The organism is Streptomyces misionensis, from assembly GCF_007896895.1.
GTDB classification, from domain to species: Bacteria; Actinomycetota; Actinomycetes; order Streptomycetales; family Streptomycetaceae; genus Streptomyces; species Streptomyces misionensis_A.
The window spans coordinates 74,472-99,954 of record NZ_VOGW01000193.1; the positions used below are offsets into that span (position 1 = coordinate 74,472).

Consider the following 25,483-nt stretch of genomic DNA (forward strand, 5'->3'; position numbering starts at 1 on the left):
CCTCGGGCAGCCCGGTGCGGTCGGGCCAGGCCTCGCGCGTGAGGTCGTACGCCGTCTTCAGTGCGTGGCTGGAATCGGTGGGCACGCCCCGCCCGGTCCGCCGGGCCGTGAGCCCGGCCGGCCGGCGGCCGATCCGCCCGCGGCCCCCGGCGCCCAGCGGCACCGTCCAACAGGTGGTCGCGCTGGTCAACCAGGAGCGGGCGAAGGCCGGTTGCTCCCCGCTCACCGAGGACCCGCGGCTGGACCGGGCGGCCCGGGCGCACTCCGACGACATGGCAGCCCGGCACTTCTTCGACCACGTCAACCCGGACGGCACCGATCCCGGACAGCGCATCACCGCCGCCGGATACCGGTGGTCCGCGTACGGCGAGAACATAGCCATGGGGCAGCGGACCCCGGCCTCCGTGATGGACTCCTGGATGAACAGCTCCGGCCACCGGGCCAACATCCTCAACTGCTCCTTCAAGAACATCGGCGTGGGGGTGCACAACGGCACGGGCGGGCCCTGGTGGACCCAGGACTTCGGCACGAAGATGTGAGCCCGGCCGCCCGCCGCCCCCGGGCGGGGGGACCGCCCGGGGCCGCCAGCCGTTTCGCGCGCGGGGTATTACGCTGGATGACCGTGTCACCGGCACGTCAGCAGGGGTGCGGGGCCAGAGATTCAGGGAGCGACCGATGACAGCGGGAACCGAACGAGCCGTACTGGCAGGCGGTTGTTTCTGGGGCATGCAGGATCTGATCCGCAAGCAGCCCGGCGTGGTCTCCACCCGCGTCGGCTACAGCGGCGGCGACACCCCGAACGCCACCTACCGCGACCACGGCGACCACGCCGAGGCGATCGAGATCCTCTACGACCCCTCGGTCACCAGCTACCGCGACATCCTGGAATTCTTCTTCCAGATCCACGACCCGACCACCCGCGACCGCCAGGGCAACGACATCGGCCGCAGCTACCGTTCCGCCATCTTCTACGACGGCGAGGAGCAGCACCGCACCGCCGTGGACACCATCGCGGACGTCGAGGCGAGCGGACTGTGGCCGGGGAAGGTGGTCACGGAGGTCGAGCCGGTGGGCGACTTCTGGGAGGCCGAGCCCGAGCACCAGGACTACCTGGAGCGCTACCCCGACGGCTACACCTGCCACTTCCCCCGGCCGAACTGGAAGCTGCCGCGCCGCGCGTCGTCCACGGCGGACTGAGCCGCCGCCCGGCGGGCTCGTGTGGCGCGTCGTCGCCCAGGGGAGATCCTGGGAGAGGAACGGAAGTGAGCTGTCCGTGACCTGACGACGATGGTGGTGACCACCATGGGCGTGCCGGACGAGACCGGGGCGGACCCGCGCGGGCCCGCCGATCCCTGTGGGGATCCGTTCCTGCGGACACGGTTCGCGATCCCCGCCCTCCCGGCGACCTACCTGCGCCGCGAGCGGCTGCTCGGCCATCTGGACGAGGCCCCGCGCAGACCACTGACCGTGGTCGGCGGGGCCGCGGGCGCCGGCAAGACGTTACTGGCCGCCGACTGGGCCGCCGCGCACCCGGGACGCGTCGCCTGGCTCACCGCGCAGATGGCGGACAAGGGCCGCGGCACCTTCTGGGCCTACCTCCTCCAGGCCCTGCGCCTGGCCGGGGTGACCCTGTCCGACGGGGTCGGCCTGCCCGCCGAGGCGGGCCGGGTGGACGAGGCGCTGCTCACCCGGCTCGCCGCGGAACTCAGCGCCCGCGAGACCCCGGTGACCGCCGTCATCGACGAGTACGACCGGGTCACCGACCCGGAGATCGCCGACCAGCTGGAGTTCGTGCTGCGCCACGCGGACCCGGGCGTGCGCCTGGTCCTCGTCACCCGCACCGAGCCGCTGCTGCCGCTGCACCGCTACCGGGCGGCCGGCGCCGTCACGGAGATCCGCAACGACGAGCTGGCCTTCACCCCCGCGGAGGCCGCCGAACTGCTGGAACTGCACGGTCTGCGGCTGCCCGCCGACGAGGTGACCGCCCTGCTGGCCCGTACCCGGGGCTGGGCGGCCGGACTGCGCTTGTGCGCGCTCGCCGCGCAGGGGGCGGCGGACCCGCGGACGTACCTGAAGGAGTTCGAGGCCGACCGCACCACCATCGGCGACTTCCTGCTCGCCGAGGTGCTCAAGCGGCAGCGGGCCGAGACGCAGGACCTGCTGCTGCGCGTCAGCGTCCTCGACCGCTTCTGCCCGGCCCTCGCCGACGCGCTCACCGGGCGCGCGGACGCCGAGCTGATCCTCACCGGCCTGCACCGCGAGAACGCCTTCGTGGAGGACCTCGGGCACTCCTGGTTCCGGCTCCATCCACTGTTCCGGGACATCCTGCGCGCCCATCTGCGGGCCCGCCACCCCGGTCTGGAGACCGAGCTGCACCGCCGGGCCGCGGCCTGGCTCCGGCACTCGGGCCCGCTCGGCGAGACCCTGGAGCACGCCGCCGCCGCGGGCGACTGGGCAGCCGCCGCCGACGCCCTCGTCGGCGACCTCGCCCTCGGCGAACTCCTCACCGGCCCGCGCGCCGAGACCCTGGCCGACCTCTTCTCCGCCATGGGCCCCGGGCCGGGCACCCCGGCCACCGACCTCGTCCGCGCCGCCCTCGAACTCTCCCGCGGCGGCCTCGACCGCGCTCTGCCGCCGCTGGAACGGGCCGCGCGGGCGCTGGCCGCCGAGCCGGCCGGCGACGCGGCCGCCGCCCGGTTCGGCTGCGCCCTCCTGCGTACCCTGGCCGCCCGGCTGACGGGTTCTTCCGCACAGGCCGAGACCGCCGCCCGCCAGGCGGTACGACTGCGGCGGGAGATCCCCGGCCGGCTGCTGGACCGGCACCCCGAACCGGCCGCCCTGCTGGACACCCACCTCGGCGCGGCCCGCCTGTGGGCCGGACGCTACGCCGAGGCTCGCGCCGCGCTGACGGCGGCGGCGGACACCGGCCGTGCGGCACCGACGGCCCAGGCCCTCGCCCACCTCGCCCTCCTCGACCACCTGGAGGGCCACCCGGGGCGTGCCGAACGCAGGGCCCTCGCCGCGCTGTCCGAGGCCGAGCACCCGGGCCCGGCCGTGCCGCCCGGCGCCGGACTCGCCACGCTGGTCCTGGCCGCCGTCGCCACCGACCGCGACGAACTGGAGCGGGCGGAGGCACTCCTCGCCGCCCCGGCCGACGCCCTGGGCGACCCGGTGACCGAGGCGCAGCGCGCCATCGTCACCGGGCGGGTCCGGCTGGCCCGGGGCGACACCGAGGGCGCGCTCGAAGCGGCCGACCGGATGGTCCTCGCCCAGGAGACGTCCCCGTGGGCCGAGGCGCACACGGCGCTGGTCGCCGCCGGGGCCCACCTCGCCGAGGGACGGCCGGAACTGGCGGTCAAGCTGCTGACGGAACCGCCCGGCGGGGAGCCGCTGTGCCTGGTGGGCGCGGCCCGGGCGGAGCTGGCGGCCGGCCGGCCCGCGAACGCCGCCGAGCTGCTCGACCGTATCCCCGCGCACCACGGCCTCGGCCCCCTGGTCACCGTGGGGGCGGCCCTGGCCAGGGCACAGTGGCACGGCGCCGAGGGCGACCCCGCCGGACAGCGCGGACTCGTCGCCCGGGCGCTGCGCGAGGCCCGGCCCGAGCGGCTGCGGCGCCCCTTCCGGGAAGCGGGACCGTGGCTACCGCCGCTGCTCGCCGCCCTGCCGCTGCGCGCGCTCGCCGAGGGCTGGCTGCTGCCCGGCACGCCGCGGCCGGACGGCACCGGCCGCGTGGACGAACCGCCGCCGATGGTGGAGGAGCTGAGCGGACGCGAACGCGACGTGCTGGTGCGGCTGGCCGAGATGATGTCCACCGAGGAGATCGCCGCCGACCTCTACGTCTCCGTCAACACCGTCAAGACCCACCTCAAGAGCGCCTACCGGAAGCTGTCCGTGAACCGCCGGCACGACGCGGTGCGCCGCGCCCGTGAACTGGGCCTGCTGTGAACCGCCCGCCCGCGGCGGTCCCCGACATCACCTGCGACGGGTGAGGCCGGGCGGCGGGACCGGGGCGCAGGATCGCAGGAAGAGGGCCGGGCACGCCCGTCCGCGGCACGCGGGGAAGGCACCTCATGCGCTACGAGATTCGCGTCGACGGAGAGCTGACGGAGACGCTGGCCAAGGCGTTCCCCGAGCTGGACCACGTGGTGGTGTCCGGCCACACCATCCTGTTCGGCCGGGTCCTGGACGAGGCGCACCTGTACGGGCTGCTGGCCCGCTGCCAGTCGCTGGGGCTGCGGGTCCTGGAGATGCGCCAGGCGCCCCAGTGAGCCGCGGCCGCTACGGCCCCCGCCCCCGCCGCCGCAGCCCCGCGTCGACCACCGCCGCGAGCAGCCGTACGGCCACGCCCACCAGCAGCAGCCCGCACACCATCTGGCACATCACCGCCACCCGGCTCGCCTCGGAGCGTGCCGTGATGTCGCCGAACCCCACGGTGGTGAACGTAGTCAGCGTGAAGTACAGGGCGTCCGTCCTGGTCAGCGGCTCGGTGAAGGAACCCGGCGCGTCGTGTTCCAGCACGTGGTAGAGGCTGGCGAAGACGACCAGGTAGAGGGCGACCGTGGCGGCCAGCGCCTCCACCGCCTTCAGCCGGGGATGCGGGGACCGCAGGATCATCCGGGCCTCCCAGCCGAAGACCAGCAGGACGGCGAGGAGGCCGCACACCAGCAGCAGGACCGTCCCCGTGGTGCTGCGCGTGTCCAGCGGCACCAGGTAGTACGCGACGACCAGGGCGACCACGATGCCCACCGCCCGCGCGCAGGCCGCGGCTGCGGCCCGGTGGTACGGCCCCCCGTACGGCCGGGCGCTCCCGGGGGCTGGATCGGTCATCGCCCGCCTCTTCCTGAGCTGCTCGGCTGCTTCGGCGCGGACGGCCCCGCCCGCACCGACTACCACCTCAGCCTTCCGGCCACCGGCGCGGATCACCCGCCAGGGGTGATCCGCGGGGGGCCGGGCGGGGCGAGTCTGAGGGTGCGGTCCCCGCACAAGGCCCCGCCGGCCGACCCGGGAGCGGCTTCGCACACGTGAGGAGGAGCCATGACCACGTCACGTGATACGAGTCCGCAGGGCCCCGACCGCCCGTCCCCCGGGCCGGAACAGGATCCCGGCGGGGCCGCCGGCACGGCGGCCCCCACCGAGGCGGCCCCCGACCCCGCGCGGGCGCTGGGCCGGCTCGGCGGCTCCTGGCCCTGGAGCCTCGGCACCGCGCTCGTCTCCCTGGTGCCGGGCATCCTGATCCTGGTCTGGCCGCAGGAGACCCTGCACGTCCTCGCGGTGATCCTCGGCCTGTACCTGCTGGCGACCGGCGTGTTCCGGTTCGTGGCCGCCTTCGGCCGGGCGGAGAGCGGCGAACGGCTGGCCGGCCTCCTGGTCGCGCTGCTGTACGTGCTCGCCGGAGTCCTGTGCCTGCGCAACCCCCTGCAGACCATCACCGCGCTGTCGCTGATCGTCGGGGTGGTCTGGCTGGTCTCCGGCATCCTCGTGCTCTACGCCGCCCTCGTCGCCGAGGACCTGCCCCACCGGGGCTTCGTGATCGGTGTCGCGGTGATCGCCGTTCTCGCCGGCGTCGTGGTGCTCGCGCTGCCCGCCCCCTCGGCCCGGGTGCTGACCCGCCTGCTCGGACTGTGGCTCGTCCTGCTCGGCGTCTGCGAGGCCGTCGTGGCGTTCGCCTGGCGTGCCGCGCTGCGCGGGGCGGCCGCCCGGGCCCCCGCCCCCCGGCCGCCGTTCACCCGCCCGAGGTGAGGCGCCCCGGTCTCCCGGAGCGCAGCCTGGGACGGACGAACGACCACCGGGCACGGCCCGGGACACGGGAGGCGACATGAGTGCGCAGACCTATCTCGCGTATGACTACCCGGCGCTGAGCGTCTTCTGGTCCATGCTGGTGTTCTTCCTGTGGATCATGTGGTTCGTGCTGCTCTTCCGGGTCGTCATGGACATCTTCCGTGACGACGCGCTGGGCGGTGCGGGCAAGGCGGCGTGGCTGCTCTGCGTCGTGCTGCTGCCGTTCCTCGGTGTCTTCGTCTATCTGATCGCCCGCGGCAGGGGCATGGGCCGGCGCGAGGTCGAACAGGCCCGCGCCCAGCAGCGGGCCTTCGACGACTACGTCCGCGAGACCGCCCGGGGCGGCCGCTCCAGCGCCGACGAACTCGCCAGGCTGTCCGAGATGAAGGCGCGCGGTGACATCACCGACGACGAGTTCCGCCGGGCCAAGGCCATGGTCCTCGGCGACCACGCCCCGTCCGCACCGCAGGGAAACGAGGTGGCACGATGACCGCACCGCGCACCACGCACGAACACGAGCCGACCACCAGGGAACTGTGGGCGACCGGACTGACCGCCTTCGCCGCGGTGATGCTCCTGCTCACCGGGATACTCGACATCTTCCGCGGCATCATGGGGATCGCCCGCGACGACGTCTTCCTCACCACCCGCAGCTACGTCTTCCAGTTCAGCCTCACCGGCTGGGGCTGGGTCCACCTGGTCCTGGGCGCCGTGGCGGTCATCATCGGGCTGGGGCTGATGCGGGTGTCCACGTGGGCGCGGGTCGGCGGAGTGACCATCGCCGCGCTGATCATCATCGCCAACTTCCTGTCGCTGCCGTACTACCCGGTCTGGTCGATCGTGATGATCGCGCTGGCCGCCTTCACCATCTGGGCGCTGTGCGTGGTCCGCAAGGACGGCCGGACCGTCTTCGACTGAGGCTCCTCCGCGGCGCGTACACTCGCCGCCGTGAGGGAGCAGCGGGTCATGGAGTGGGACGGCTTCACCCTGCGGTCGTCGCTCAAGCCCCGGTTCGCCCAGGCACGCGACCGGCTCGCCGACGCCGCGCGGGACGGGGACTGGGCGGCCGTGGCGGACGTCCTGGGCGAGCGGCCGGAGTGGGTCAACTGCCCGCGGCTGGAAAGCCGCAGCGGATACACCCCGCTGCACCAGGCCGCCTGGCACGGCGCGGGCACCGCGACCGTCGAGGGCCTGCTGGCCCACGGCGCCCTGCGGACGCTGCGGACGAACCACGGGGAGCGGGCCGCGGACATCGCCGCGCGCCGCGGCCACCACCATCTCGCCGCACTGCTGCGCCCGGTCGTCAGGCACCCCGTGCCGCCCGCCGAGATCCCCGTGCTCCAGGGACACCTGCACCGGCTGATCCGCCACCGGGCCGGTCTGGAGGACGGCTCCGACCTGGCCACGCAACACGCGCTGCGGCTGCCCGAGGTGGCGGCACTGACCGAACTGGCCCACCCCGTCTGCTGGTTCCCCGTCCCGGGCATGTACGGCGGCTTCCGGATCACCCTGGACGGCCGCGAACTGGCCGTGGACAGCTGGATACGCGTCATCGGCGGCTCGGAACGCACGGACCGGGTCACGCCGTGGGGAGCCCGGCTCCAGGAGGGCGAGGCACTGCCCTGACGGTCAGGCCGGGGGCGTGTCGCCCGGTGCCGACGGCAGCGCCAGGTGGGCCAGGTCGTGCGGGGGCGGTGAGGTCACCGGCCACAGGGGGGCGGCTCGGCCGTCGGCGAGGGCGGCCGGGGCGTCCGTGAGGTTCATGCGCTCGCGCAGCCGGCCGTAGAAGTCCATCGGGCCCAGCCGGACCGCCTTCAGCCGGCGGGGCGCCGCGTACACGCCGATCCAGTCCCCGGGGCCCAGCACCCCCCGCAGCTGTCCGTCGATGCTGACCGCGGCCTGGCCCGAGCGCTCCAGCACCCGCAGGGCCACCGGCTCGTCCGGGGCGGCCACCACCGACCGGTTGAACACCATGTGCGGAGCCACCGGCGTGAAGACCAGCGCCTCGGCGCGCGGCGAGACCACCGGGCCCCCGGCGGCGAAGCTGTACGCGGTGGACCCGGTGGGCGTCGCCACCAGCAGCGCGTCCGCGGAGTAGCAGGCCAGCAGCCGCCCGGCCAGATAGACCGCCACCGACACCTGCCGGTCCCGGGCCAGCTTCTCCAGCACGATGTCGTTGAGCGCGGTGACGTTCAGCGCGACACCCCAGTCACCGCCCGTCTCGCACTCCACGCGCACCCGGGGCGGCGGCAGCATCGGTCCCCGGCCGTAGCGCATCAGCGCCTCCATCTGCGCGGGCACCTCCAGGCGGCAGGAGGCCCGCATGGTGAGCGTCATCCGGCTCTCGACGGTGATCCGCCCCTCCCGCACCGCGTCCAGCGCGGGGCGCACCGCGGAGGCCGGCACCTCCGTGAGGAAGCCGACCCGCCCGAGGTCCACGCCCAGCACCGGCGCGTCGTTCTCCGCCGCGAGCCGGGCCCCGCGCAGAAAGGTGCCGTCGCCGCCGAGCGTGACGACGAGGTCCGGGTCGCCCGCCGCGTCCATCTCCTCCCGCGCGCTGTGCCGGGCGCCCTCCTGCCACACGTCGATGTCCGCACAGGCCACCGCGTGCTCCGCGCACCACTCGCGCACCGTCCGCGCCGCGGCCCGTGCCTTCGCCCGCCCGCCGTGCACGACCAGGCCGACCCGCTCCAGCGTCATACCCGCACCACCCGCCTCCAGCCGGCTCCTGCCGAGCGCCATCCTCGCCGCCGCGCCCGGCGGCCCGGCGCAACGCCACGCCGCCGTACCCCACCGCCGTATCCCAAGGCCCGTACGACAAGGCGCGCGGAACCGGGTGGTCCCGCGCGCCGGTGGCGTGAGGTCGGGTCACTCGTTCCTGAACACGGCCTTGCTGACCTCCGCCGGGTTCTCGAACGTCCGCTTCCCGAGGTGCGAGATGCGGTCCGTGACCTCCTTGGGGGCGTGATTGTCCTCCGCGGCCTTCCGCAACTGCTCGGAATCGGCCGGGTACTCCACGCCGGACAGGGCTTTCTGCAGATCAGGGGGGCTGATACCCGCCATGGTTCCTCCAGGCGGTGAGGGTGTTCCTGTTCCGTCGGTACCCCGGCGCCGCATGCTGCGCCGGACCGCTCAGGTACCCGCCCCGGGCCCGTGGATTCACCCGTTCCGCTTGCTCTTGGCGGGTGCCTCGGGCGGGTACCCGGCGGCACGACGGAGAGGTACGCACGGACGTCGGGGAGGCCACGATGAGCGAGTACACGACCCCGTCCCAGGCGGAAGGCGAGCGGGAACCGGACGACATGGGCGGGCAGCAGCCGACCCGCACCACGCCGTCGCAGGCGGAGGGCGCGGCCGACGAGACACCCGTCGAGGTGCCCGAGAAGGAGCCCGGCGGCGACGCCTGACGACGCCTGACTGACGTGCCGGGGCGGGTCCCGGCGCCCCCGCGGACCCGCACCGGCGCCGGTCGCGCCTGCGTTGCGGCCCTCGACGTGCCGACCTAGCGTGAGCTGGACACGTTCAGACAGGCAGGCCGTGATGACGCATCCGCACGACCCCCTCGGCATCACCCACGACAGGGCCACCGCCCGCCCGATCCAGCTGGAGACGCACGGGCTCGACGTGATCGGGGACGCGGACCGCAGAGGCACCCCGCGCATGCTGTTCTGGCCCTGGTTCGGCGCGAACGTCTCCGTCCTCGGGCTCAGCTACGGCGCCTTCGCGTTCGGCTTCGGCATCTCCTTCTGGCAGGCACTCGTCGCGGGCACCGTCGGCATCGTCGTCTCCTTCCTGCTGTGCGGCTTCGTCTCGGTCGCCGGCAAGCGCGGTTCGGCGCCCACCATGGTGCTCAGCCGCGCCGCCTACGGGGTGCGCGGCAACCGGCTGCCGTCGGTGGTCTCCTGGATGCTCACCGTGGGCTGGGAGACCGCCCTCATCTCGCTCGCCACCCTGGCCACCGCGACCGTCTTCACCAGCCTCGGCTGGGGCGGCGGCACCGAGACCAAGGTGGTCGCCCTGATGGTGGTGGCCGCGCTGACCGTCGTCGCCGGGGTCATGGGCTTCGACCTGATCATGCGGTTGCAGACGGCCATCACGGTGATCACCGGCGTGCTCACCCTCGTCTACGTCGGTCTCGTCGCCCACCACGTCGACTGGGGCGCCGTCCGGGCGGTGCCGGGGGGATCGGCCCAGCAGATGATGGGCGCGCTGGTGTTCATGATGGCCGGCTTCGGCCTCGGGTGGATCAACGCCGCCGCCGACTACTCCCGCTATCTGCCCCGCGACTCCTCCAGCCTGGGCGTGATCGGCTGGACCACCTTCGGCGGCTCGCTGGCCCCCGTGCTGCTGCTGGTCTTCGGCGTGCTGCTGGCCGGCTCCTCGCCGCAGCTGAGCCGGGCCATCGCCGACGACCCGATCGGCGCCCTGACCACCATCCTGCCCACCTGGTTCCTGGTGCCGTTCGCCGTGGTGGCCGTGCTCAGCCTGGTCGGCGGCGCCGTCCTCGACATCTACTCCTCCGGCCTCGCCCTGCTCTCCGCCGGGCTGCGCGTGCCCCGGTACCTGGCCGCGCTGTGGGACGGCTGCCTGATGATCGCCGGCTCGGTCTACATCGTGTTCTTCGCCGACGGCTTCCTCGGCCAGTTCATGGGCTTCCTGACCACCCTCGGCGTGCCCGTCGCCGCCTGGTCCGGCGTGATGCTCGGCGACCTCGCGCTGCGCCGCCGCGACTACGACGACGGCGACCTCTACCGCCCGCACGGCCGCTACGGCGACATCCCCCTGGGGCCCCCGCTGCTCACCCTCGCCGCCACGGCCGTCGGCTGGGGCCTGGTCACCAACACCGCCGCGCACTGGCTGGGCTGGCAGGGCTATCTGCTCCGGCCGCTCGGCCTCGGCGGCCGCTCCGGCGCCTGGGCGTACGCCAACCTGGGCGTCGTGGTCGCCCTCGCGCTCTCCTTCCTCGGCACCCTGCTGCTCGGCCGGCGCCGGGTGCGCGCCCAGGAGGCCCTGGCGCCGAGCCCCGCGCCCGGCGAGGAGGTCCTCAACGCGTGAGCGACTCCGGATTCCACGCATGCCCGAGGCGCGCACCGGGTACGCGAGGCGGGAGCCCGCCCGGGCAACCCTGTCCGGGTGGCCCGTACGACCACCGCTACCTGGGGAACTGCCATGGAGACACCCGCACACGACGCCCTGCCGACGCCGGCCCAGCAGGCGCTGGACGCACTGGCCGCCGATGCCGAGGACCAGAGGGCCCTGGACACCCTCGCCCACAGCGACGTGCTCGTCCCCGTGCCGGACGACGCGATCGACGGGGAGGGCGCCGACGCCACGACGGTGGCCCTGCCCGTCCTGGAACAGCCCGGAGGCGACCCGGTCGTCCCCGTGTTCACCACGGAGGGCGAGATGGCCGAACTGCTGCCGTTCGTCTCGCGCTACCGCCTCATCCCGCTGGGCGCGCTGGCCTCGCAGTGGCCGGACGAGGACCTCTCGCTGGCGATAGACGGCAGCTCCTCGCACGCCTTGACCCTCACCTCCCAGGGAGTGCGCACCCTGCTGGCCCGCTGAGCACGCCCGGACGGCGCCGCGCCGGGGCCCGCGGCTCCGCCGTGGGGCGCGACCGGCGGCGACGCACCGGGCCGCGGGCCGAATGGATCACCGCGTCACCGTGGGCGCGAAAATGAGCCCATGGAATACATCGCCGGCACGGCGGGTGCACTGCTCCTCACCGTCGTGCTGAGCAGCGTCCTGCGCACCCTCGTCGTCCCCCGCGGCCTCTACTCCGGGCTGGTGTTCCGGCTGTGGTGGCTGCTGCGCAGGCTCCTGCGGCTGCCGGCGCTGCGCGGCGGTTACGAGGCCATCGACCGGGCGCAGACCTGGCTGGCCCCGCTGATACTCGTCGGCATGCTCGCCGTCTGGCTCACCGGCGCCCTGTTCGGCTTCGGTCTGCTGCTGGTCGCGGTGTCCTCCCTGCCCTGGGGCACCGCGTTCCGGGAGGCCGGCTCCAGCCTGTTCACGCTCGGCTTCGCCAGCGGCGCCCGGCTGAAGCTGTCGCTGCTCGACTTCGTCGCCGCTGCCACCGGGCCGGTCCTGATCGCGCTCCAGATCGCCTACCTGCCCACCCTGTACGCGGCCTACAACCGCCGCGAGGTCGAGGTCACCCTGCTCCAGGCCAGGGCGGGGGAACCCTCCTGGGGCCCGGAGATCCTGGCCCGGCAGTGGCTGGTCGACACCGAGACGGCGCTGCCCGAGCTCTACCGGGCCTGGGAGCGGCTGGCCTCGGACATGGGCGAGAGCCACTCCACCTATCCCGTCCTGCTGACCTTCCGCTCCCCGCGCCCGCACCGCAGCTGGCTGGTGGCGCTGACCGCCGTGATGGACGCGGCGGCGCTCCAGCTCGCGCTGGACCCGAAGACCGCGCCGCCGGAGGCCCGCCTGGTGCTGCGGGCCGGATTCAGCGCCCTGCGCGACATCGCCCGCGCGGTGCGCGTCCCCTTCGACGCCGACCCTTCTCCCGGTGCGCCCCTGCGGCTCACCTACGCCGAGTTCGACGCGGCCGTGGAGATGCTGGACGCGGCCGGCTTCCACGCCGAACGCACCCCGCAGGAGGCCTGGCCCCACTTCCGCGGCTGGCGGGTCAACTACGAGGCCCTCGCCTACGAACTGTGCCGCCGCTGCGACGCCGTACCGGCCCTGTGGACGGGCCCCCGCGACTTCCCGACGGCGTCGATACCGCCGAGGCGTCCGGTGGACCGGCGTCCCGGGTGACGCCGGTGGCCCGGACGGCCCCTACGGCTCGGACGGCGCCTGCTCGCCCTGCTCCGCCAGCATCCGGGCCAGCACGGCCCGTTGGAGCGGCAGCACCTCGGTGTGCAGGGCGCGGCCCTTGGGGGTGAGGGCGACCCACACCCCGCGCCGGTCCTCCGTGCACACCGAGCGTTCCACCAGGCCGTCCTTCTCCAGCCGGCCGATCAGCCGGGACAGCGCGCTCTGGCTGAGATGCACCCGGCCGACCAGGTTCTGCACCCGGCAGTGGTCGCCCTGCCCGGGCGACTCGGCGGCCAGGATGTCCAGCACCTCGAAGTCGCTGGCGCCGAGCCCGTAGGGGGCCAGTGCCCGGTCTATCCCGCACATCGTGCGCGCGTGCACGGCGAGGATGCCCCGCCACCGTTCCTCGAGCCGGGCGTCGGCCGTCTTCACTGCCATACCGGCACCGTAGCACCGATCCAGCCAGTCGTTGCGTGTGCAACTACCCTTCGGTAGCCGGGTCCTGGAGGAGCCCGACCATGTTGCCGTCGGCGTCCTTCACCGAGGCGACGAGCCTGCCGTTGCCGACGTCCCGCACGTCCTGGACGATCTGTGCGCCCGCGGCCAGCAGCGCCGCGAGCCGCTCCCGCAGATCGGTCACGTGCCAGAAGGGCACCGGACCGGTCAGCCCCTGCGCATGCCCGTTCGGGTCGAGGCCGACGTCCTGCCCGGCGGCCTCGAAGCCGACGTAGTACGGCTCGTCGGCGTACGGCTCGACGCCCAGCAACGCGCTGAACAGGGCCTTGGCCCGCGCCGCGTCCTTGACGGGGTAGACGATCGTCCGCACGCCCGTGGTCATGGAGCCGGTGGTCATGGAATCCACTCCTTCTGGAGGCTGCTGGAGCCTTCCGGGTACGAGGCCCGACGGTCTTCCCCGTCGGCGCTTCCACGCTAGGCCGGGGGAGCGCGCCGCGGCTTCTCCGATCCTGACCGTTCGCCGCCTCACTCGCCGGGCGGCACCTGCACGACCGTGAGCCGCGCCGGGGAAACCGCCGGGCACGATCCGCTCCGAGGACCGTCCGGGGACGGGCGAGTGAATGGTTCGGCACGCGCGGATGAACGATTCGGCGCGTCCTGCGCAGGAGCCGCCCGGACGGCGTCCGCCTGGCCGGTTCCCGCCTGATCCGGCGGTACGCTGTTGCCCGGCCGTGATCACCCACGGGGTCGGCCGAGCAGGAGACGTACAGCAATGACAACCCCCGAAGCCGACACCCTTCACGCCCGGCCCGCGGCGCGCCGGCGCTCGCGGTGGCGCGCCCAGGCACCCGTCGTCGCGGTGGTCGCGGCCGGCGGCGCCCTCGGCGCGTGCGCCCGCTACGCCCTCGCCCTCGCCCTGCCCACCCCGCCCGGCGGTTTCCCCTGGGCGACCTTCTGGACCAACCTCGTCGGCTGTGCCGTGATGGGCGTGTTCATGGTGTTCATCACCGAGGTGTGGGCCGCCCACCGCCTCGTCCGCCCGTTCTTCGGCACCGGCGTCCTCGGCGGCTTCACCACCTTCTCCACCTACGCCGTCGACATCCGCAGGCTGGTCGACGCCGGCCGCCCCGGGGCCGGGCTCGTCTACCTCGTGGCGACGCCCTGCCTCGCCCTCGCGGCGGTGTGGCTCGCCTCGACCGTCGCCCGCAAGGTGCTCATCGGAAGGCAGCAGCCATGACCTCACTCACCGGCCGCGCGCTCCGGCTGACCGTCTACGTCGGCGAGGACGACACCTGGCACCACAAGCCCCTCTACAGCGAGATCGTGCACCGCGCGCACACCGCCGGGCTCGCCGGGGCCAGCGTCTTCCGGGGCATCGAGGGCTTCGGCGCCTCCTCCCGCATCCACACCTCCCGCCTGCTCTCGCTCAGCGAGGACCTGCCGGTCGCGGTGGTCGTGGTGGACACCGAGGAGCGGATCCGGGCCTTCCTGCCCCAGCTGGACGAGCTGGTGCGCGAGGGCCTGGTCACGCTGGACGACTGCGAGGTCGTACGGTACGTCGGCCGCGTGCAAGGCCAGGACCCGGCGGGCTCGCACGGCGGGGGATCGCCGTGAACTGGCTGCTGGTGGTCCTCGGCGCGATCGTCGGCGCCCCCCTGCGCTACCTCACGGACCGCGCCGTACAGGCCCGGCACGACTCGGTCTTCCCCTGGGGCACCTACGTGGTGAACGTCGTCGGCAGCCTGATCCTCGGGCTGGTCACCGGCCTCGCCGCCGCCGGCGCCGCCGGGCCCCATCTGCAACTCCTGCTCGGCACGGGCCTGTGCGGGGCGCTGACGACGTACTCGACCTTCTCCTACGAGACCCTGCGACTGACCGAGGCCGGCTCCGGCCTCTACGCTTCGGCCAACGTCGTCGCGAGCGTGGCGGCCGGCCTCGCGGCGGCCTTCGCCGGGGTCTTCCTCGCCCGCGCCCTGTAGGCCCGGGCGCCACCCCTGCCACCGGACGCACCAAGCACTGTCCACAGCACTGTCGACCCACTCTCCTCAGAACTGGATCCCATGACCGCCATCTCTGTCGGCCAGGCCGTCATCCTCGGTGTCGTCGAGGGGGTGACCGAGTTCCTCCCGGTGTCCTCCACCGGACACCTCAAGATCGCCGAGGGACTCATGGACATCCCCGTCGACGACAAGTCCGTCGTCGGGTTCTCCGCCGTCATCCAGGTCGGCGCCATCGCCGCCGTGCTCGTGTACTTCTTCAAGGACATCAAGCGGATCGTCTCCGCCTGGTTCCGCGGTCTGACTAACCGCGAGGAGCGCTACCACCACGACTACAAGTTCGCCTGGTGGGTGATCGCCGCCACCGTCCCGATCGTCCTGGTGGGCCTCGCCGCCAAGCCGCTGATCGACGGGCCGCTGGCCTCGCTGTGGGTGGTCGCCGGTTCGCTGATCGTCGGCTCCGGTGCGATGTGGTGCGCGGACCAGATGGGCCGCCACAAGCGCGGTGAGGACGACACGTCCTTCAGGGACGCGATGTGGGTGGGCTGCTCGCAGATCCTCGCCCTGCTCTTCCCCGGCTTCTCCCGCTCCGGCGCCACCATGTCCACCGCCCTGGTGCTGGACCTGGACCGGGTCGCCGCCACCCGGCTCTCCTTCTTCCTGGGCATCCCCGCGCTGACCGGCGCCGGCATCTACGAGCTGAAGGACGCCCTCGGCGCCGGCGTCGGCGCCGCCCCGCTGGCCGTCGGCACCCTCGTCTCCTTCATCGTCGCCTACGCCTCCATCGCCTGGCTGCTGAAGTTCGTCGCCAAGCACTCCTTCAACGCCTTCGTGATCTACCGCGTCGTCATCGGCGTGGCCCTGATGGGCCTGCTCGGCGCGGGCGTGCTCAACGCCTGAACCGGAACCTCCCGCTCACCCACGGGGTGCGGACGCCCGACGACGGGCGCCGCACCCCGTGCGCGTTCCGGCCCGCCCTTGACAGAGCGGCCGGGCAGGCCGGAGTATCGGCCTCGTGAACCTGTCAGACAGCCAGACAGGTGGTCCGGGTCCGCGGCGTGTGAGCGCCATGGAAGCGGTCCTCGGCCACCTCCGCGGCGCCATCGAACGCGGCGACTACGCCATCGGCGACAAGCTGCCCTCCGAGGCCGAGCTGGGCCGCACCCTCGAGGTCTCCCGGCCCGTGCTGCGCGAGGCGCTGCGCGCGCTCCAGGCGATGGGACTGACCGTCTCGCGCACCGGCAAGGGCACCTTCGTCGTCGCCGACGCGGTGGAGGACCCCACCTTCGGCGACTACGCGGCCAGCGACCTGCTGGAGGTGCGCCGGCACATCGAGATCCCGGTCGCCGGCTACGCGGCCCTGCGCCGCACCCCGGACCACCTGGACCGCCTGACCCACCTGCTGGACCGGATGGAACGGGAGACGGACACCACCGCGTGGGTCGCGATGGACACCCTCTTCCACCTCACCGTGGCCGAGGCCGCCCAGAACCCGGTCTTCCGCCGGGTCATCGAGGAGATCCGCGACGCCCTGGCGCGTCAGTCGGCCTTCCTCAACGAACTCGGCGGCCGCCGCGAGCAGTCCAACCGCGAACACCGCTTGATCGTCGAGGCCCTGGCCGACGGTTGCGAACCGGACGCGGTCGCGGCCATGAGCCACCACCTGGACCGCGTCGAGCGCACCCTCACCGACATCGTCCGCACCCGGCCACCGACCCCGGCCGCGAGCGGCGCGGCCGAGGCGTGACCCGGCGGCACCGCGCCGCCGTACCCCTGCGTCCGTCCATCGATTCCCGTACGCCGACGACGGCGCCGGACGCACCACCGTGCCCCGTGCGCCGCCGGCCGGCGCGGCGCTGACCGCGGCCGGTACGACCCCCGTCCGGCGCACCTCCCCACCGGCGCCGCCGCGTGACCCGCGACCGGCCGCCCCGACCCCCTGACACAGGCAGTGATGTACAGCACCTTCCTCGCCGACGCGCCCGTCGTCCGCGCGCCCCGCCACGCCCCCGTCGCCCACCTCGTCCGCGGCGGCGTGATCGAGGGCGTCCACCACGGCTCCGTCGTCGTCCTCGGCGCCGACGGCACCCTCAAGCACCGGCTCGGCGACGCCGAGGCCGCGTTCTACCCCCGCTCGGCGGTCAAGCCCCTCCAGGCCGTCGCCATGCTGCGGGCCGGGCTGCCGCTGGACGGCGAGCTGCTGTCCCTGGCCGCCGCCAGCCACTCCGGCGAGGAACGCCACCTCGCCGGCACCCGGCGCATCCTGGAGCTGGCCGGACTCGCCGAGGACGACCTGCGCAACGTCCCCGACCTGCCCTTCGACCCGGCCGTCCGCGACACCTGGGTCCGCGCGGGCCGGGCGCCCTCCCGGCTCGCCCAGAACTGCTCCGGCAAGCACGCGGCCATGCTGTGGACCGCGAAGCTCAACGGCTGGTCCCTGCCCGACTACCTGGACCCGGCGCACCCGTTGCAGCGGGCGATCCGCGAGACCGTCGAGGAGCTGACCGGGCAGCGGGTCGCCCGGGTCACCGTGGACGGCTGCGGCGCCCCCCTGTTCGCCATCTCCCTGACCGGCCTCGCCCGCGCCCTGTCCCGCGTCGTCACGGCCGCGCCCGGCACGCCCGAGGCCCGGGTCGCCGACGCGATGCGGGCCCACGCCGAGATGGCCTCCGGCGCCACCCGGGACGTCGCCGCGCTGATGCGGGCCGTGCCGGGACTGCTCGCCAAGGACGGCTTCGAGGGGGTGCAGGTCGCCGCGCTGCCGGACGGGCGGGCGGTGGCCGTGAAGATAGCGGACGGCGCGGACCGGGCGCGGGTGCCGGTCGCGGCGGCGGCGCTGGCGCTGGCCGGGGTGGACTCCGCGCTGCTGGGCGAGTTCTCGGGGGCGCCGCTGCTGGGCGGCGGGGTGCCGGTGGGATCGGTGCGCGTCGTGGACGGCCTCGGCGCCGCCTGACGGCCTCCGGTCACCGCGCGCCGCCCGCGGCCGATCGCGCCGCGTGGCGCCGGCCGCGCACCGGCCCCGCGCCCCCGCGCAGGGGCGTTCCCGGCCCCGCGCCCCCGCGCGGGGCGCCCTCACCTCCGCAGCCCAGAAAGAGACCTTTTCCCATGACGACCACCCGCCGCGAACACGACCTGCTCGGCGACCGGGACGTGCCCGCCGACGCCTACTGGGGTGTGCACACCCTGCGGGCGACCGAGAACTTCCCCATCACCGGGACGCCGATCTCGGCGTACCCGCACCTGATCGACGCCCTGGCCGCCGTCAAGGAGGCCGCCGCCCTCGCGAACGAGGAACTGGGGCTGCTGGAGCCGGCGAAGGCGGCGGCGATCGTGGCCGCCTGCCGGGAGATCCGCCAGGGCGCCCTGCACGACCAGTTCGTGGTGGACGTCATCCAGGGCGGCGCCGGCACGTCGACCAACATGAACGCCAACGAGGTGGTGGCGAACCGGGCGCTGGAACTGCTCGGCCACGCCAAGGGCGAGTACATGTATGTACACCCCAACGAGGACGTCAACCTGAGCCAGTCGACCAATGACGTCTACCCGACCGCCGTCAAGATAGCGACGATCTTCGCGGTACGTGGACTGCTCAAGGCGATGGCCGTACTTCAGGACGCCTTCGCCGGCAAGTCCGTGGAGTTCCGTGACGTGCTCAAGATGGGCCGTACACAGTTGCAGGACGCGGTGCCGATGACGCTCGGCCAGGAGTTCTCCGCGTTCGCCGTCATGATCGAGGAGGACCGCGGCCGTCTTGCCGAGGCCGTCGAGCTGATCCACGAGATCAACCTGGGCGCCACCGCCATCGGTACCGGGATCAACGCCCCGTCCGGGTACGCCGAGGCCGCCCGCCGTCACCTGTCCGCGATCACCGGACTGCCGCTGGTCACCGCCGCCAACCTGGTCGAGGCCACCCAGGACTGCGGGGCGTTCGTGCAGATGTCCGGCGTGCTCAAGCGGATCGCGGTGAAGCTCTCCAAGAGCTGCAACGACCTGCGGCTGCTGTCCTCCGGTCCGCGCGCCGGGCTCGGCGAGATCAACCTGCCGCCGGTGCAGGCCGGTTCGTCGATCATGCCGGGCAAGGTCAACCCGGTCATCCCCGAGGTGGTCAACCAGGTCGCCTTCGAGGTGATCGGCAACGACGTCGCCATCACCATGGCCGCCGAGGCCGGGCAGCTCCAGCTCAACGCCTTCGAGCCGATCATCCTGCACTCCCTGTCGGAGTCCGTCACCCATCTGCGGCGGGCCTGCCTGACGCTGGCCGAGCGCTGTGTGAAGGGCATCACCGCCAACACCGCGCAACTGCGCGCGACCGTGGAGAACTCCATCGGACTGGTCACCGCGCTCAACCCGCACATCGGCTACACGGCCGCCACCGAGATCGCCAAGGAGGCCCTCGCCACCGGCCGCGGGGTGGCCGAACTCGTTCTGGAGAAGGGTCTGCTGCCCGCGGAGACGCTGGCCGGGCTGCTGCGCCCCGAGATCGTCGCGGGCAGTGGGGCACCAGCCGCCTGACCTGCGATTACGGCCGGTCTCCCGGGCCCGGGCGAGTGGGCTTCGAAAGCGGCGGGGAGGCACAATGGTGATCATGACAACGACGTCGTCCCTCACCTTCCTGCCGGTCCTGGAGCGCATAGCCGAGGAGCTGGAGCACACCCCGGGCCGGGGCCGCGCCGCCGACTACATACCGGCGCTCGCCGCCCGCGACCCCCGCAGCTTCGGCATGGCCGTCGCCGAATTGGACGGCACGGTGTACGGGGTGGGGGAGTGGCGGCAGCCGTTCTCCGCCCAGTCCATCACCAAGGTGTTCACCCTCGCCCTGGACCTGGCCCGCGAGGGCGACGAACTGTGGGAGCACGTCGGCCGGGAGCCCTCCGGCAACCCGTTCAACTCCCTGGTCCAGCTGGAGTACGAGAACGGCATCCCGCGCAACCCGTTCATCAACGCCGGCGCCCTCGTCGTCACCGACCGCCTCCAGACCCGTACCGGGGACGCGGCCGGCGAACTGCTGGCCTTCCTGCGCGCCGAGAGCGGCAACCCCGCCCTGGACTTCGACAGCGAGGTCGCCGCCTCCGAGACCGCGCACGGCGACCGCAACGCCGCCCTCGCCCACTTCATGGCGTCCTACGGCAACGTGGACAACGAGGTGCCGGTCCTGCTCGACCAGTACTTCCGGCAGTGCTCGATCGCCGCCTCCTGCGCCGACCTGGCCCTCGCCACCGGCTTCCTCGCCCGGCACGGCATCCGCGCCGACGGCAGCCGGCTGCTCAGCAAGAGCCAGGCCAAGCAGGTCAACGCGGTCATGCTGACCTGCGGCACCTATGACGCGGCCGGTGACTTCGCCTACCGGGTCGGGCTGCCCGGCAAGAGCGGGGTCGGCGGCGGGATCATCGCCGTCGTACCGGGGCGCTGCACGGTGTGCGTGTGGAGTCCGGGCCTGGACGAGCGCGGCAACTCGGTGGCCGGCGTGGCCGCCCTCGACCGGTTCACGACGCTGACCGGGCTGTCGGTGTTCTGACCACCGCGGGAAGTCCTGCCCGGCCGGGCGGTCCTGCCCCGGGGCCCGTTCGAACGGCAGGGGAACCGGGACCACACAGCAGCCACCCTCCGGCCCCCGACCCGAGGGCTCCCCGTCTCCTCCCGGCCATCCGGCGTTGCCACGCTGAGCCGGTGTTGGCCATGGCATTCCCCTTCGATCTGCGTCGCTGCCGGCTGCTCGGCCTGGCCGGCACCGCCTTCCTCGCGCTGGGCGGGGAGGCCGCCGGTGCCCTGCCCGTCGAGGACCTGCCGGACCCCGCCTCCGCCCGGGCGGCGACCGGCCTGGTCGGGGTCTATTTCGGCACCGTGCTCCTGATCGCCGCCTGGGTGCTCCTCGGCCGCCTGGTGCGCGGCCCGCGACCACCGGGTCCGCGCGCCCTGCTCCTGGTCCTGGCCGTCTGGGCCGCCCCGCTGCTGCTCGCTCCGCCGCTGTTCAGCCGGGACGTCTACAGCTACCTCGCGCAGGGCGCCATGGCCGACGCCCACCTGGACGTCTACACCCGCGGCCCCGCCGCGCTCGGCGGCCCGCTCGCCGACCAGGTGGCCCCCATGTGGCTGCACACCGGGGCGCCGTACGGACCCGCCTTCCTCGGCCCGGCCTCCGCCCTGTCCGCCCTCACCGGGGGCGCGCTGCCCGCGGGCCTGCTCGGCATGCGCCTGCTCGCGCTGCTCGGCGTGGCCCTGATGGCGGTGGCGCTGCCCCGGCTCGCCCGGCACAGCGGCGCCGACCCGGCCGCCGCCCTGTGGCTCGGCGCCCTCAACCCGCTGGTGCTGCTGCACCTGGTCGCGGGCGCCCACAACGACGCCCTCATGCTCGGCCTGCTCGGGCTCGGCCTGGTCGCCGCGCGGGCCCCCCGCCTCGCCTCCGGCGCCCTCGCCGCCGTACTCGTCACCCTCGCCGCCCTGGTCAAGGTGCCCGCCGCGCTCGGTCTGCCCGCGGTGGTGGTCCTCCAGGTCCGCTCCGGCCGCCGCCCGCTGCCGGCCACCCTGGCCACCGCGGTCGCCGCCGCCGTGACCACGGTCGCCGCCACCTCCCTGGCCGGCACCGGCTACGGCTGGATCCGCGCCCTCGGCACCCCCGTCTCCCCGCACAACTGGGCGCCGGCCGGCCTGCTCGGCCGGGCCACCGGCGCGCTGCTCGCCCGCCTCGGCAGCGGCCTGGCCCCGCTGGCCGTACCGGCCTGGCAACTGCTCGGCCTGGCGGCCACCGCCGCGGTCGTCGCGCTGATCTGGCACCGGCTGCGCCCCCGGCCGGTGTACGCGCTCGGTCTGAGCCTGCTCACCGTCGCCGTGTGCGGCCCGGCGATCCGTCCCTGGTACGTGCTGTGGGGCCTGTTCCTGATCGCCGCCGCCGCGCCCAGCGGCTCGGTGCGGCACCGGGTCGCGGCCCTCGCCGCGGTCCTCGCCCTCGCCGTGCTGCCCGGCGGCGGCCCCGCCGACGCGGGCCGGCTGGCGCTCGCCGTCTGCGGCGCGCTGCTCGGCGCCGTCGTGCTGTGGCAGGCCCACCAGGCGGCACGGGGCCCCGCCCCCACCGCCGCCCCCGGACGCGCCGCATGAGGGGCCCGCGCACCGAGCGGGGCCGGCTGCTGCTGATCCTCGCCCTCGCCGCCGCCGTCACCGCGTTCACCGCGACCGTGCCGCTGCTGCGCGGCTTCTTCGACCTGCGCGTCTACTACGGCACCGTGCACACCTGGGTGCACCACGGCGGTCTGATCTACGACTACCGGGTGCCGGGCACGCGGTACGGCTTCACCTATCCGCCGTTCGCCGCCGTCCTCATGCTGCCGCTGGCCGTGCTGGGGCGGAACGCCGCGATCGCGGCCTCGCTGCTGGTCAACACGGCCGCGCTCGCCGTCGTGCTGCGCGTCCTGGCCGGCGACCGGTGGCGGCGCCACGGCTGGTACGGCTGGGTGCCGGCCCTGTGCGCGCTCGCGCTGTTCGAACCCCTGCGGGACACCTTCAGCTTCGGCCAGGTCAACGTCGTCCTGCTGGCCCTCGTCCTCGCCGACGCACGGCTGCTGACGAGCGGCCGGGGCCGCTGGGCGGGCGCCGGGATCGGGCTCGCCGCCGCGATCAAGCTGACGCCGGCCCTGTTCATCGGGATGCTGCTGCTCGCCGGGCGCCGCCGGGCGGCCGGGACCGCGACCGCCGTGGCCGCCGCCGCGACCGCGCTGGCCGCCTGGGCGGACCCCGCGGCCTCCCGGTTCTACTGGACCGAGGCGCTGTGGGACACCGGCCGGGTGGGCCGTCTGGACTACGTCTCCAACCAGTCGCTCCAGGGCGTGCTGGCCCGGCTCGGCGAGACGGGCCGCCCGCTGTGGGCGACGGCGGTGCTGCTGACCCTGTGCGTCTGGGCGTGGCGGACCCGCAGGGCGGCGGCGGCCCGCGACTGGACGGCGGCCTTCGCCCTCACCGGGGCGGCCGCCTGCCTGGTCAGCCCGGTCACCTGGGTGCACCACCTGGTGTGGCTGCTGCCCTCCTTCGCCGTACTGCTGCGCGCCGGGCGCCGGCGCCTCGCGGGCGTGCTGTACGCGGTGCTGTGCAGCAGTGCGGTGTGGCTGTGGGGCGACGACCCCTCCGGCCCGGCCGGCTTCCTCGGGAGCAACCTCTACACCTGGATCACCCTGGGGCTGCTGCTCGGTCTGCCGGTCGGTCAGTCGCGCGCGGCCCTGCTCCTGCCCCTGGCCCGCAACGCCAGCGCCACCCCCGCGGCGCCGAGCCCGGCCAGCCCGGCCCCGATGGCCGTGTCCGGCCAGCCCGAGTCGTCGCCCGCCGCCCCGGACACGGCAGCCGCCACCGGTGCGGCCGAGGCGGTCGGCTTGGGCCTCGGCCGCAGCCCGTCCAGCGAGCCGACCGGGTCGACCAGCCCGTTCGCGGCGAAACCCCAGTCGAGCAGCGCGCGGGCCTCCTCGTACACCGCGAAACCGCCGCCGGTCTGAGGGTTCATCACGGTCACCACGAGGGTGTGGCCGCCCCGTCGGGCGGCGGCCACGAGGGTGTTGCCCGCGTTGCTGGTGTAGCCGTTCTTGATGCCGATCAGGCCCGGGTACGGCGCCACGCCGTCCGCGCCGGTCAGCAGCCGGTTGGTGTTCTCGATGGCGTACGGCGAACCGTCACCCGGGAACTCCGCCTGGGCGGTGGAGCAGTACGTGGCGAAGTCGGGGTTGCGCAGGCCCTCCCGGCCGAAGACGGCGAGGTCGTAGGCGGAGGAGACCTGGCCGGGGGTGTCGTAGCCGTCCGGCGACAGCACATGGGTGTCCAGCGCGCCCATGGCGCGGGCGTTGGCCTGCATACGGTGGGCGGTGGTCTCCCAGCCGCCGTTCAGGGAGGCGAGGACGTGCACGGCGTCGTTGCCGGAGCTGAGGAAGACGCCGCGCCACAGGTCGGCCACCCGGTAGCTGTGCCCCTCCTCGACCCCGACCAGGCTGCTGCCCTCGGCGACGTCGGCCAGTTCCTGGTAGCGCACCGTGTGCTGCATCCCGCCGGGCAGTCGGGGCAGTGCGGTGAGGGCGAACAGGGTCTTGAGGGTGCTGGCGGGCGGCAGCGGGCGGTGGGCCTCGCTCGCGGCCAGCACCTGACCGCTGCCGGCGTCGGCGACCAGCCAGGACAGTGCCGACAGCTCCGGCACCTCGGGGGCGCCATGGCGCGGGCTCCCCGCCGCGGGGCCATGCGGCGCTGTACGGCCGGGCGGTGACCGGCGCGGCGGTGGCCGTGGCGGGGGCCGACGCCAGCACGCCCGCCACGCACAGGAAGCAGGCCGGTGCGACCGCCCGGTATCTGAATCTGGTGATCATACGATCAACGTACGAATGGGAGGGGCGTGCGCGCGCCGGCCGCGCCGTCCGGCCCAGCGGAGCAACCCGGATGACGCACCCGCACGGCGTGTCAGCCGGTGGGCAGCGTCGGCCGTACCTGCCGCAGGAACGCCGCGTTGTCCGGGGTGGCGCGCAGCCGCGTCAGCAGTGTCTCCAGAGCGGCCTGCCCGCCCTCGCGGGAGCGCAGGGCCCGGCGCAGTCCGTGCACGGTGCTCAACTCGGCCGGGGTGAGCAGCAGTTCCTCGCGGCGGGTGCCGGAGCCGTCGAGGTCCACGGCGGGGAAGACCCGCCGGCCGGCCAGCTCCCGGTCCAGCCGCAGCTCCATGTTGCCCGTGCTCTTCAGCTCCTCGAAGAAGTAGCCGTCGGCGCGGGAGCCGGTGTCCACCAGGGCGGTGGCCAGGATGGTGAGCGAACCGCCTTCCTCGGCCTCGCGGGCGGCGCCGAAGAACCGCTTGGGGCCGAGCAGCGCGCCCGCGTCGACACCGCCGCTGAGGGTGCGGCCGCCCGCGCCGGAGGCGTTGTTGTGCGCCCGGCACAGCCGGGTCAGCGAGTCCAGCAGGACGACGACGTCCTCGCCCGCCTCGACCAGGCGCTTGGCCCGCTCGACGACGAGTTCGGCGAGGGCGATGTGCTCCTTGGCCGAGCGGTCGAAGGTGGAGGCGTACACCTCTCCGTGCACCGTGCGGCGCATCTCGGTGACCTCCTCGGGGCGCTCGTCCAGCAGCAGCACCATCAGCCGGCACTCGGGGTGGTTGCCGGCCACCGCGGCGGCCAGCTGTCTCAGCAGCACCGTCTTGCCGCTCTTCGGCGGGGCCACGAGGAGGCCGCGCTGGCCCTTGCCGACCGGCGTGAACAGATCGGCGACCCGCCCGGCCGGCCCGGCGTCCGGGTGCTCCAGCCGCAGGCGCCGGCGCGGGTGCAGCGGGGTGAGATCGCGGAAGTGCCGGCGCGGGGCGCGCTCCGTGGCGGCGCGCCCCTCGACCCGGGCGATCTCGCTCAGCGCGCGCCGCTCGCCGAGGACGCCCTCGACGAGGTCGCCCTTGCGCAGCCCGTAGCGGCGGACCAGGGCGGCCGGCACCTGAGGGTCGGCGGGGGAGGGCAGGTTGGTGGCGACATATTGATGCTGGACGGGGG

General features: G+C 74.3%; 28 protein-coding genes and 1 pseudogene. 22 read left to right on the forward strand and 7 right to left on the reverse strand.

The features are described 5' to 3' along the window. From FRZ03_RS35560 to FRZ03_RS35575, 4 genes are all read left to right on the forward strand, one after another. A partial coding sequence (locus FRZ03_RS35560) for a CAP domain-containing protein (protein ID WP_146469223.1) occupies positions 1 to 539 on the forward strand: 539 nt, incomplete at its 5' end. A gap of 136 nt (positions 540 to 675) precedes the next feature. Continuing rightward, complete coding sequence (gene msrA / locus FRZ03_RS35565; RefSeq protein ID WP_146469180.1) at positions 676 to 1,197, forward strand: peptide-methionine (S)-S-oxide reductase MsrA; 522 nt, start codon at positions 676 to 678, stop codon at positions 1,195 to 1,197. A gap of 90 nt (positions 1,198 to 1,287) precedes the next feature. Then, complete coding sequence (locus tag FRZ03_RS35570) at positions 1,288 to 3,945, forward strand: winged helix-turn-helix domain-containing protein (RefSeq protein WP_146469181.1); 2,658 nt, start codon at positions 1,288 to 1,290, stop codon at positions 3,943 to 3,945. A gap of 125 nt (positions 3,946 to 4,070) precedes the next feature. Next, a complete protein-coding gene (locus FRZ03_RS35575) occupies positions 4,071 to 4,268 on the forward strand; it encodes a hypothetical protein (RefSeq protein ID WP_046420113.1) in 198 nt (65 codons plus the stop codon). 10 nt (positions 4,269 to 4,278) lie between these two features. Here FRZ03_RS35575 and FRZ03_RS35580 read toward each other — a convergent pair whose 3' ends face one another. Further along, positions 4,279 to 4,827: an ion channel gene (locus tag FRZ03_RS35580; protein WP_146469182.1), complete on the reverse strand. Its 549-nt coding sequence runs from the start codon at positions 4,825 to 4,827 to the stop codon at positions 4,279 to 4,281. A 207-nt stretch (positions 4,828 to 5,034) separates the two neighbouring features. Here FRZ03_RS35580 and FRZ03_RS35585 point away from each other — a divergent pair, with 207 nt between their 5' ends. From FRZ03_RS35585 to FRZ03_RS35600, 4 genes are all read left to right on the forward strand, one after another. Then, the gene (locus FRZ03_RS35585) at positions 5,035 to 5,739 is read left to right on the forward strand and encodes an HdeD family acid-resistance protein (protein WP_146469183.1); all 705 of its coding nucleotides are present in this window, start codon (positions 5,035 to 5,037) and stop codon (positions 5,737 to 5,739) included. 76 nt (positions 5,740 to 5,815) lie between these two features. Beyond that, positions 5,816 to 6,268: an SHOCT domain-containing protein gene (locus tag FRZ03_RS35590; protein WP_146469184.1), complete on the forward strand. Its 453-nt coding sequence runs from the start codon at positions 5,816 to 5,818 to the stop codon at positions 6,266 to 6,268. Beyond that, entirely contained in the window at positions 6,265 to 6,696 is a 432-nt protein-coding gene (locus FRZ03_RS35595; RefSeq protein ID WP_146469185.1) for a DUF7144 family membrane protein, read from the forward strand. Before FRZ03_RS35590 ends, FRZ03_RS35595 begins: the two co-directional genes overlap by 4 nt. A 30-nt stretch (positions 6,697 to 6,726) precedes the next feature. Continuing rightward, the gene (locus FRZ03_RS35600) at positions 6,727 to 7,404 is read left to right on the forward strand and encodes an ankyrin repeat domain-containing protein (RefSeq protein ID WP_146469186.1); all 678 of its coding nucleotides are present in this window, start codon (positions 6,727 to 6,729) and stop codon (positions 7,402 to 7,404) included. Positions 7,405 to 7,407: 3 nt separating this feature from the next. Here FRZ03_RS35600 and FRZ03_RS35605 read toward each other — a convergent pair whose 3' ends face one another. Then, entirely contained in the window at positions 7,408 to 8,478 is a 1,071-nt protein-coding gene (locus FRZ03_RS35605; RefSeq protein WP_146469187.1) for an NAD(+)/NADH kinase, read from the reverse strand. Positions 8,479 to 8,646: 168 nt separating this feature from the next. After that, a complete protein-coding gene (locus FRZ03_RS35610; protein ID WP_146469188.1) occupies positions 8,647 to 8,841 on the reverse strand; it encodes a DUF2795 domain-containing protein in 195 nt (64 codons plus the stop codon). Positions 8,842 to 9,026: 185 nt separating this feature from the next. Between FRZ03_RS35610 and FRZ03_RS39630 the strand changes: the two genes are divergently transcribed. The 4 genes from FRZ03_RS39630 (at position 9,027) to FRZ03_RS35625 (ending at position 12,546) form a co-directional block, all read left to right on the forward strand. After that, the gene (locus FRZ03_RS39630) at positions 9,027 to 9,185 is read left to right on the forward strand and encodes a hypothetical protein (protein WP_186785798.1); all 159 of its coding nucleotides are present in this window, start codon (positions 9,027 to 9,029) and stop codon (positions 9,183 to 9,185) included. A gap of 133 nt (positions 9,186 to 9,318) precedes the next feature. Then, a complete protein-coding gene (locus FRZ03_RS35615; protein WP_146469189.1) occupies positions 9,319 to 10,833 on the forward strand; it encodes a purine-cytosine permease family protein in 1,515 nt (504 codons plus the stop codon). 114 nt (positions 10,834 to 10,947) lie between these two features. Continuing rightward, a complete protein-coding gene (locus tag FRZ03_RS35620) occupies positions 10,948 to 11,346 on the forward strand; it encodes an SseB family protein (protein ID WP_146469190.1) in 399 nt (132 codons plus the stop codon). A gap of 120 nt (positions 11,347 to 11,466) precedes the next feature. Further along, positions 11,467 to 12,546: a hypothetical protein gene (locus FRZ03_RS35625; protein ID WP_146469191.1), complete on the forward strand. Its 1,080-nt coding sequence runs from the start codon at positions 11,467 to 11,469 to the stop codon at positions 12,544 to 12,546. Positions 12,547 to 12,567: 21 nt separating this feature from the next. Here FRZ03_RS35625 and FRZ03_RS35630 read toward each other — a convergent pair whose 3' ends face one another. Together FRZ03_RS35630 and FRZ03_RS35635 are read right to left on the reverse strand one after the other, a co-directional pair. Further along, positions 12,568 to 12,984, reverse strand: a complete 417-nt coding sequence (locus tag FRZ03_RS35630; RefSeq protein WP_146469192.1) for a MarR family winged helix-turn-helix transcriptional regulator — start codon at positions 12,982 to 12,984, stop codon at positions 12,568 to 12,570. Between the two features lie 43 nt (positions 12,985 to 13,027). Beyond that, the gene (locus FRZ03_RS35635) at positions 13,028 to 13,384 is read right to left on the reverse strand and encodes a VOC family protein (protein ID WP_146469224.1); all 357 of its coding nucleotides are present in this window, start codon (positions 13,382 to 13,384) and stop codon (positions 13,028 to 13,030) included. Positions 13,385 to 13,774: 390 nt separating this feature from the next. Between FRZ03_RS35635 and crcB (FRZ03_RS35640) the strand changes: the two genes are divergently transcribed. From crcB (FRZ03_RS35640) to FRZ03_RS35685, 10 genes are all read left to right on the forward strand, one after another. Then, on the forward strand, positions 13,775 to 14,239 hold the full coding sequence (gene crcB / locus FRZ03_RS35640) for a fluoride efflux transporter CrcB (RefSeq protein WP_146469193.1): 465 nt from the start codon (positions 13,775 to 13,777) through the stop codon (positions 14,237 to 14,239). Beyond that, positions 14,236 to 14,616: a DUF190 domain-containing protein gene (locus FRZ03_RS35645; RefSeq protein ID WP_146469194.1), complete on the forward strand. Its 381-nt coding sequence runs from the start codon at positions 14,236 to 14,238 to the stop codon at positions 14,614 to 14,616. The genes crcB (FRZ03_RS35640) and FRZ03_RS35645 overlap by 4 nt, the downstream gene beginning before the upstream one ends. Continuing rightward, on the forward strand, positions 14,613 to 14,981 hold the full coding sequence (gene crcB / locus FRZ03_RS35650) for a fluoride efflux transporter CrcB (RefSeq protein WP_146469195.1): 369 nt from the start codon (positions 14,613 to 14,615) through the stop codon (positions 14,979 to 14,981). The genes FRZ03_RS35645 and crcB (FRZ03_RS35650) overlap by 4 nt, the downstream gene beginning before the upstream one ends. A gap of 81 nt (positions 14,982 to 15,062) precedes the next feature. Continuing rightward, a complete protein-coding gene (locus FRZ03_RS35655; RefSeq protein ID WP_146469196.1) occupies positions 15,063 to 15,899 on the forward strand; it encodes an undecaprenyl-diphosphate phosphatase in 837 nt (278 codons plus the stop codon). A 169-nt stretch (positions 15,900 to 16,068) separates the two neighbouring features. Further along, positions 16,069 to 16,746: a FadR/GntR family transcriptional regulator gene (locus FRZ03_RS35660; RefSeq protein WP_146469225.1), complete on the forward strand. Its 678-nt coding sequence runs from the start codon at positions 16,069 to 16,071 to the stop codon at positions 16,744 to 16,746. A gap of 207 nt (positions 16,747 to 16,953) precedes the next feature. Beyond that, positions 16,954 to 17,952, forward strand: coding sequence for an asparaginase (locus tag FRZ03_RS35665; RefSeq protein WP_146469197.1), 999 nt, complete (start codon positions 16,954 to 16,956; stop codon positions 17,950 to 17,952). 152 nt (positions 17,953 to 18,104) lie between these two features. Next, positions 18,105 to 19,511 carry an aspartate ammonia-lyase gene (gene aspA, locus FRZ03_RS35670; RefSeq protein ID WP_146469198.1) on the forward strand — a complete coding sequence of 469 codons (1,407 nt, stop codon included), beginning with the start codon at positions 18,105 to 18,107 and terminating at the stop codon, positions 19,509 to 19,511. A 64-nt stretch (positions 19,512 to 19,575) separates the two neighbouring features. Next, positions 19,576 to 20,514 carry a glutaminase gene (locus tag FRZ03_RS35675; protein ID WP_146469199.1) on the forward strand — a complete coding sequence of 313 codons (939 nt, stop codon included), beginning with the start codon at positions 19,576 to 19,578 and terminating at the stop codon, positions 20,512 to 20,514. A gap of 161 nt (positions 20,515 to 20,675) precedes the next feature. Beyond that, positions 20,676 to 22,091, forward strand: coding sequence for a polyprenol phosphomannose-dependent alpha 1,6 mannosyltransferase MptB (gene mptB / locus FRZ03_RS35680; RefSeq protein WP_146469200.1), 1,416 nt, complete (start codon positions 20,676 to 20,678; stop codon positions 22,089 to 22,091). After that, positions 22,088 to 23,473 carry a glycosyltransferase family 87 protein gene (locus FRZ03_RS35685; protein ID WP_146469201.1) on the forward strand — a complete coding sequence of 462 codons (1,386 nt, stop codon included), beginning with the start codon at positions 22,088 to 22,090 and terminating at the stop codon, positions 23,471 to 23,473. The genes mptB and FRZ03_RS35685 overlap by 4 nt, the downstream gene beginning before the upstream one ends. Before the next feature lie 56 nt (positions 23,474 to 23,529). Here FRZ03_RS35685 and FRZ03_RS40835 read toward each other — a convergent pair. Then, positions 23,530 to 24,162, reverse strand: a pseudogene (locus FRZ03_RS40835) (D-alanyl-D-alanine carboxypeptidase family protein); the annotation flags it as partial. A 257-nt stretch (positions 24,163 to 24,419) separates the two neighbouring features. Further along, the coding region (rho, locus tag FRZ03_RS35695) for a transcription termination factor Rho (protein ID WP_146469226.1) at positions 24,420 to 25,483 on the reverse strand (1,064 nt) is incomplete at its 5' end.

Bases quoted from the DNA above. Each gene is read 5' to 3' on its own strand.
- FRZ03_RS35610 (WP_146469188.1), bottom strand. From the start codon at position 8,841: ATGGCGGGTATCAGCCCCCCTGATCTGCAGAAAGCCCTGTCCGGCGTG.
- aspA (WP_146469198.1), top strand. From the start codon at position 18,105: ATGACGACCACCCGCCGCGAACACGACCTGCTCGGCGACCGGGACGTG.
- FRZ03_RS35580 (WP_146469182.1), bottom strand. From the start codon at position 4,827: ATGACCGATCCAGCCCCCGGGAGCGCCCGGCCGTACGGGGGGCCGTAC.
- FRZ03_RS35615 (WP_146469189.1), top strand. From the start codon at position 9,319: ATGACGCATCCGCACGACCCCCTCGGCATCACCCACGACAGGGCCACC.
- FRZ03_RS35625 (WP_146469191.1), top strand. From the start codon at position 11,467: ATGGAATACATCGCCGGCACGGCGGGTGCACTGCTCCTCACCGTCGTG.
- mptB (WP_146469200.1), top strand. From the start codon at position 20,676: ATGGCATTCCCCTTCGATCTGCGTCGCTGCCGGCTGCTCGGCCTGGCC.
- FRZ03_RS35675 (WP_146469199.1), top strand. From the start codon at position 19,576: ATGGTGATCATGACAACGACGTCGTCCCTCACCTTCCTGCCGGTCCTG.
- FRZ03_RS35685 (WP_146469201.1), top strand. From the start codon at position 22,088: ATGAGGGGCCCGCGCACCGAGCGGGGCCGGCTGCTGCTGATCCTCGCC.
- FRZ03_RS35585 (WP_146469183.1), top strand. From the start codon at position 5,035: ATGACCACGTCACGTGATACGAGTCCGCAGGGCCCCGACCGCCCGTCC.
- crcB (WP_146469193.1), top strand. From the start codon at position 13,775: ATGACAACCCCCGAAGCCGACACCCTTCACGCCCGGCCCGCGGCGCGC.
- FRZ03_RS35620 (WP_146469190.1), top strand. From the start codon at position 10,948: ATGGAGACACCCGCACACGACGCCCTGCCGACGCCGGCCCAGCAGGCG.
- FRZ03_RS35570 (WP_146469181.1), top strand. From the start codon at position 1,288: ATGGTGGTGACCACCATGGGCGTGCCGGACGAGACCGGGGCGGACCCG.
- FRZ03_RS35665 (WP_146469197.1), top strand. From the start codon at position 16,954: ATGTACAGCACCTTCCTCGCCGACGCGCCCGTCGTCCGCGCGCCCCGC.
- FRZ03_RS35605 (WP_146469187.1), bottom strand. From the start codon at position 8,478: ATGACGCTGGAGCGGGTCGGCCTGGTCGTGCACGGCGGGCGGGCGAAG.
- FRZ03_RS39630 (WP_186785798.1), top strand. From the start codon at position 9,027: ATGAGCGAGTACACGACCCCGTCCCAGGCGGAAGGCGAGCGGGAACCG.
- FRZ03_RS35595 (WP_146469185.1), top strand. From the start codon at position 6,265: ATGACCGCACCGCGCACCACGCACGAACACGAGCCGACCACCAGGGAA.
- msrA (WP_146469180.1), top strand. From the start codon at position 676: ATGACAGCGGGAACCGAACGAGCCGTACTGGCAGGCGGTTGTTTCTGG.
- FRZ03_RS35635 (WP_146469224.1), bottom strand. From the start codon at position 13,384: ATGACCACGGGCGTGCGGACGATCGTCTACCCCGTCAAGGACGCGGCG.
- FRZ03_RS35660 (WP_146469225.1), top strand. From the start codon at position 16,069: ATGGAAGCGGTCCTCGGCCACCTCCGCGGCGCCATCGAACGCGGCGAC.
- FRZ03_RS35590 (WP_146469184.1), top strand. From the start codon at position 5,816: ATGAGTGCGCAGACCTATCTCGCGTATGACTACCCGGCGCTGAGCGTC.
- FRZ03_RS35655 (WP_146469196.1), top strand. From the start codon at position 15,063: ATGACCGCCATCTCTGTCGGCCAGGCCGTCATCCTCGGTGTCGTCGAG.
- FRZ03_RS35575 (WP_046420113.1), top strand. From the start codon at position 4,071: ATGCGCTACGAGATTCGCGTCGACGGAGAGCTGACGGAGACGCTGGCC.
- FRZ03_RS35645 (WP_146469194.1), top strand. From the start codon at position 14,236: ATGACCTCACTCACCGGCCGCGCGCTCCGGCTGACCGTCTACGTCGGC.
- FRZ03_RS35630 (WP_146469192.1), bottom strand. From the start codon at position 12,984: ATGGCAGTGAAGACGGCCGACGCCCGGCTCGAGGAACGGTGGCGGGGC.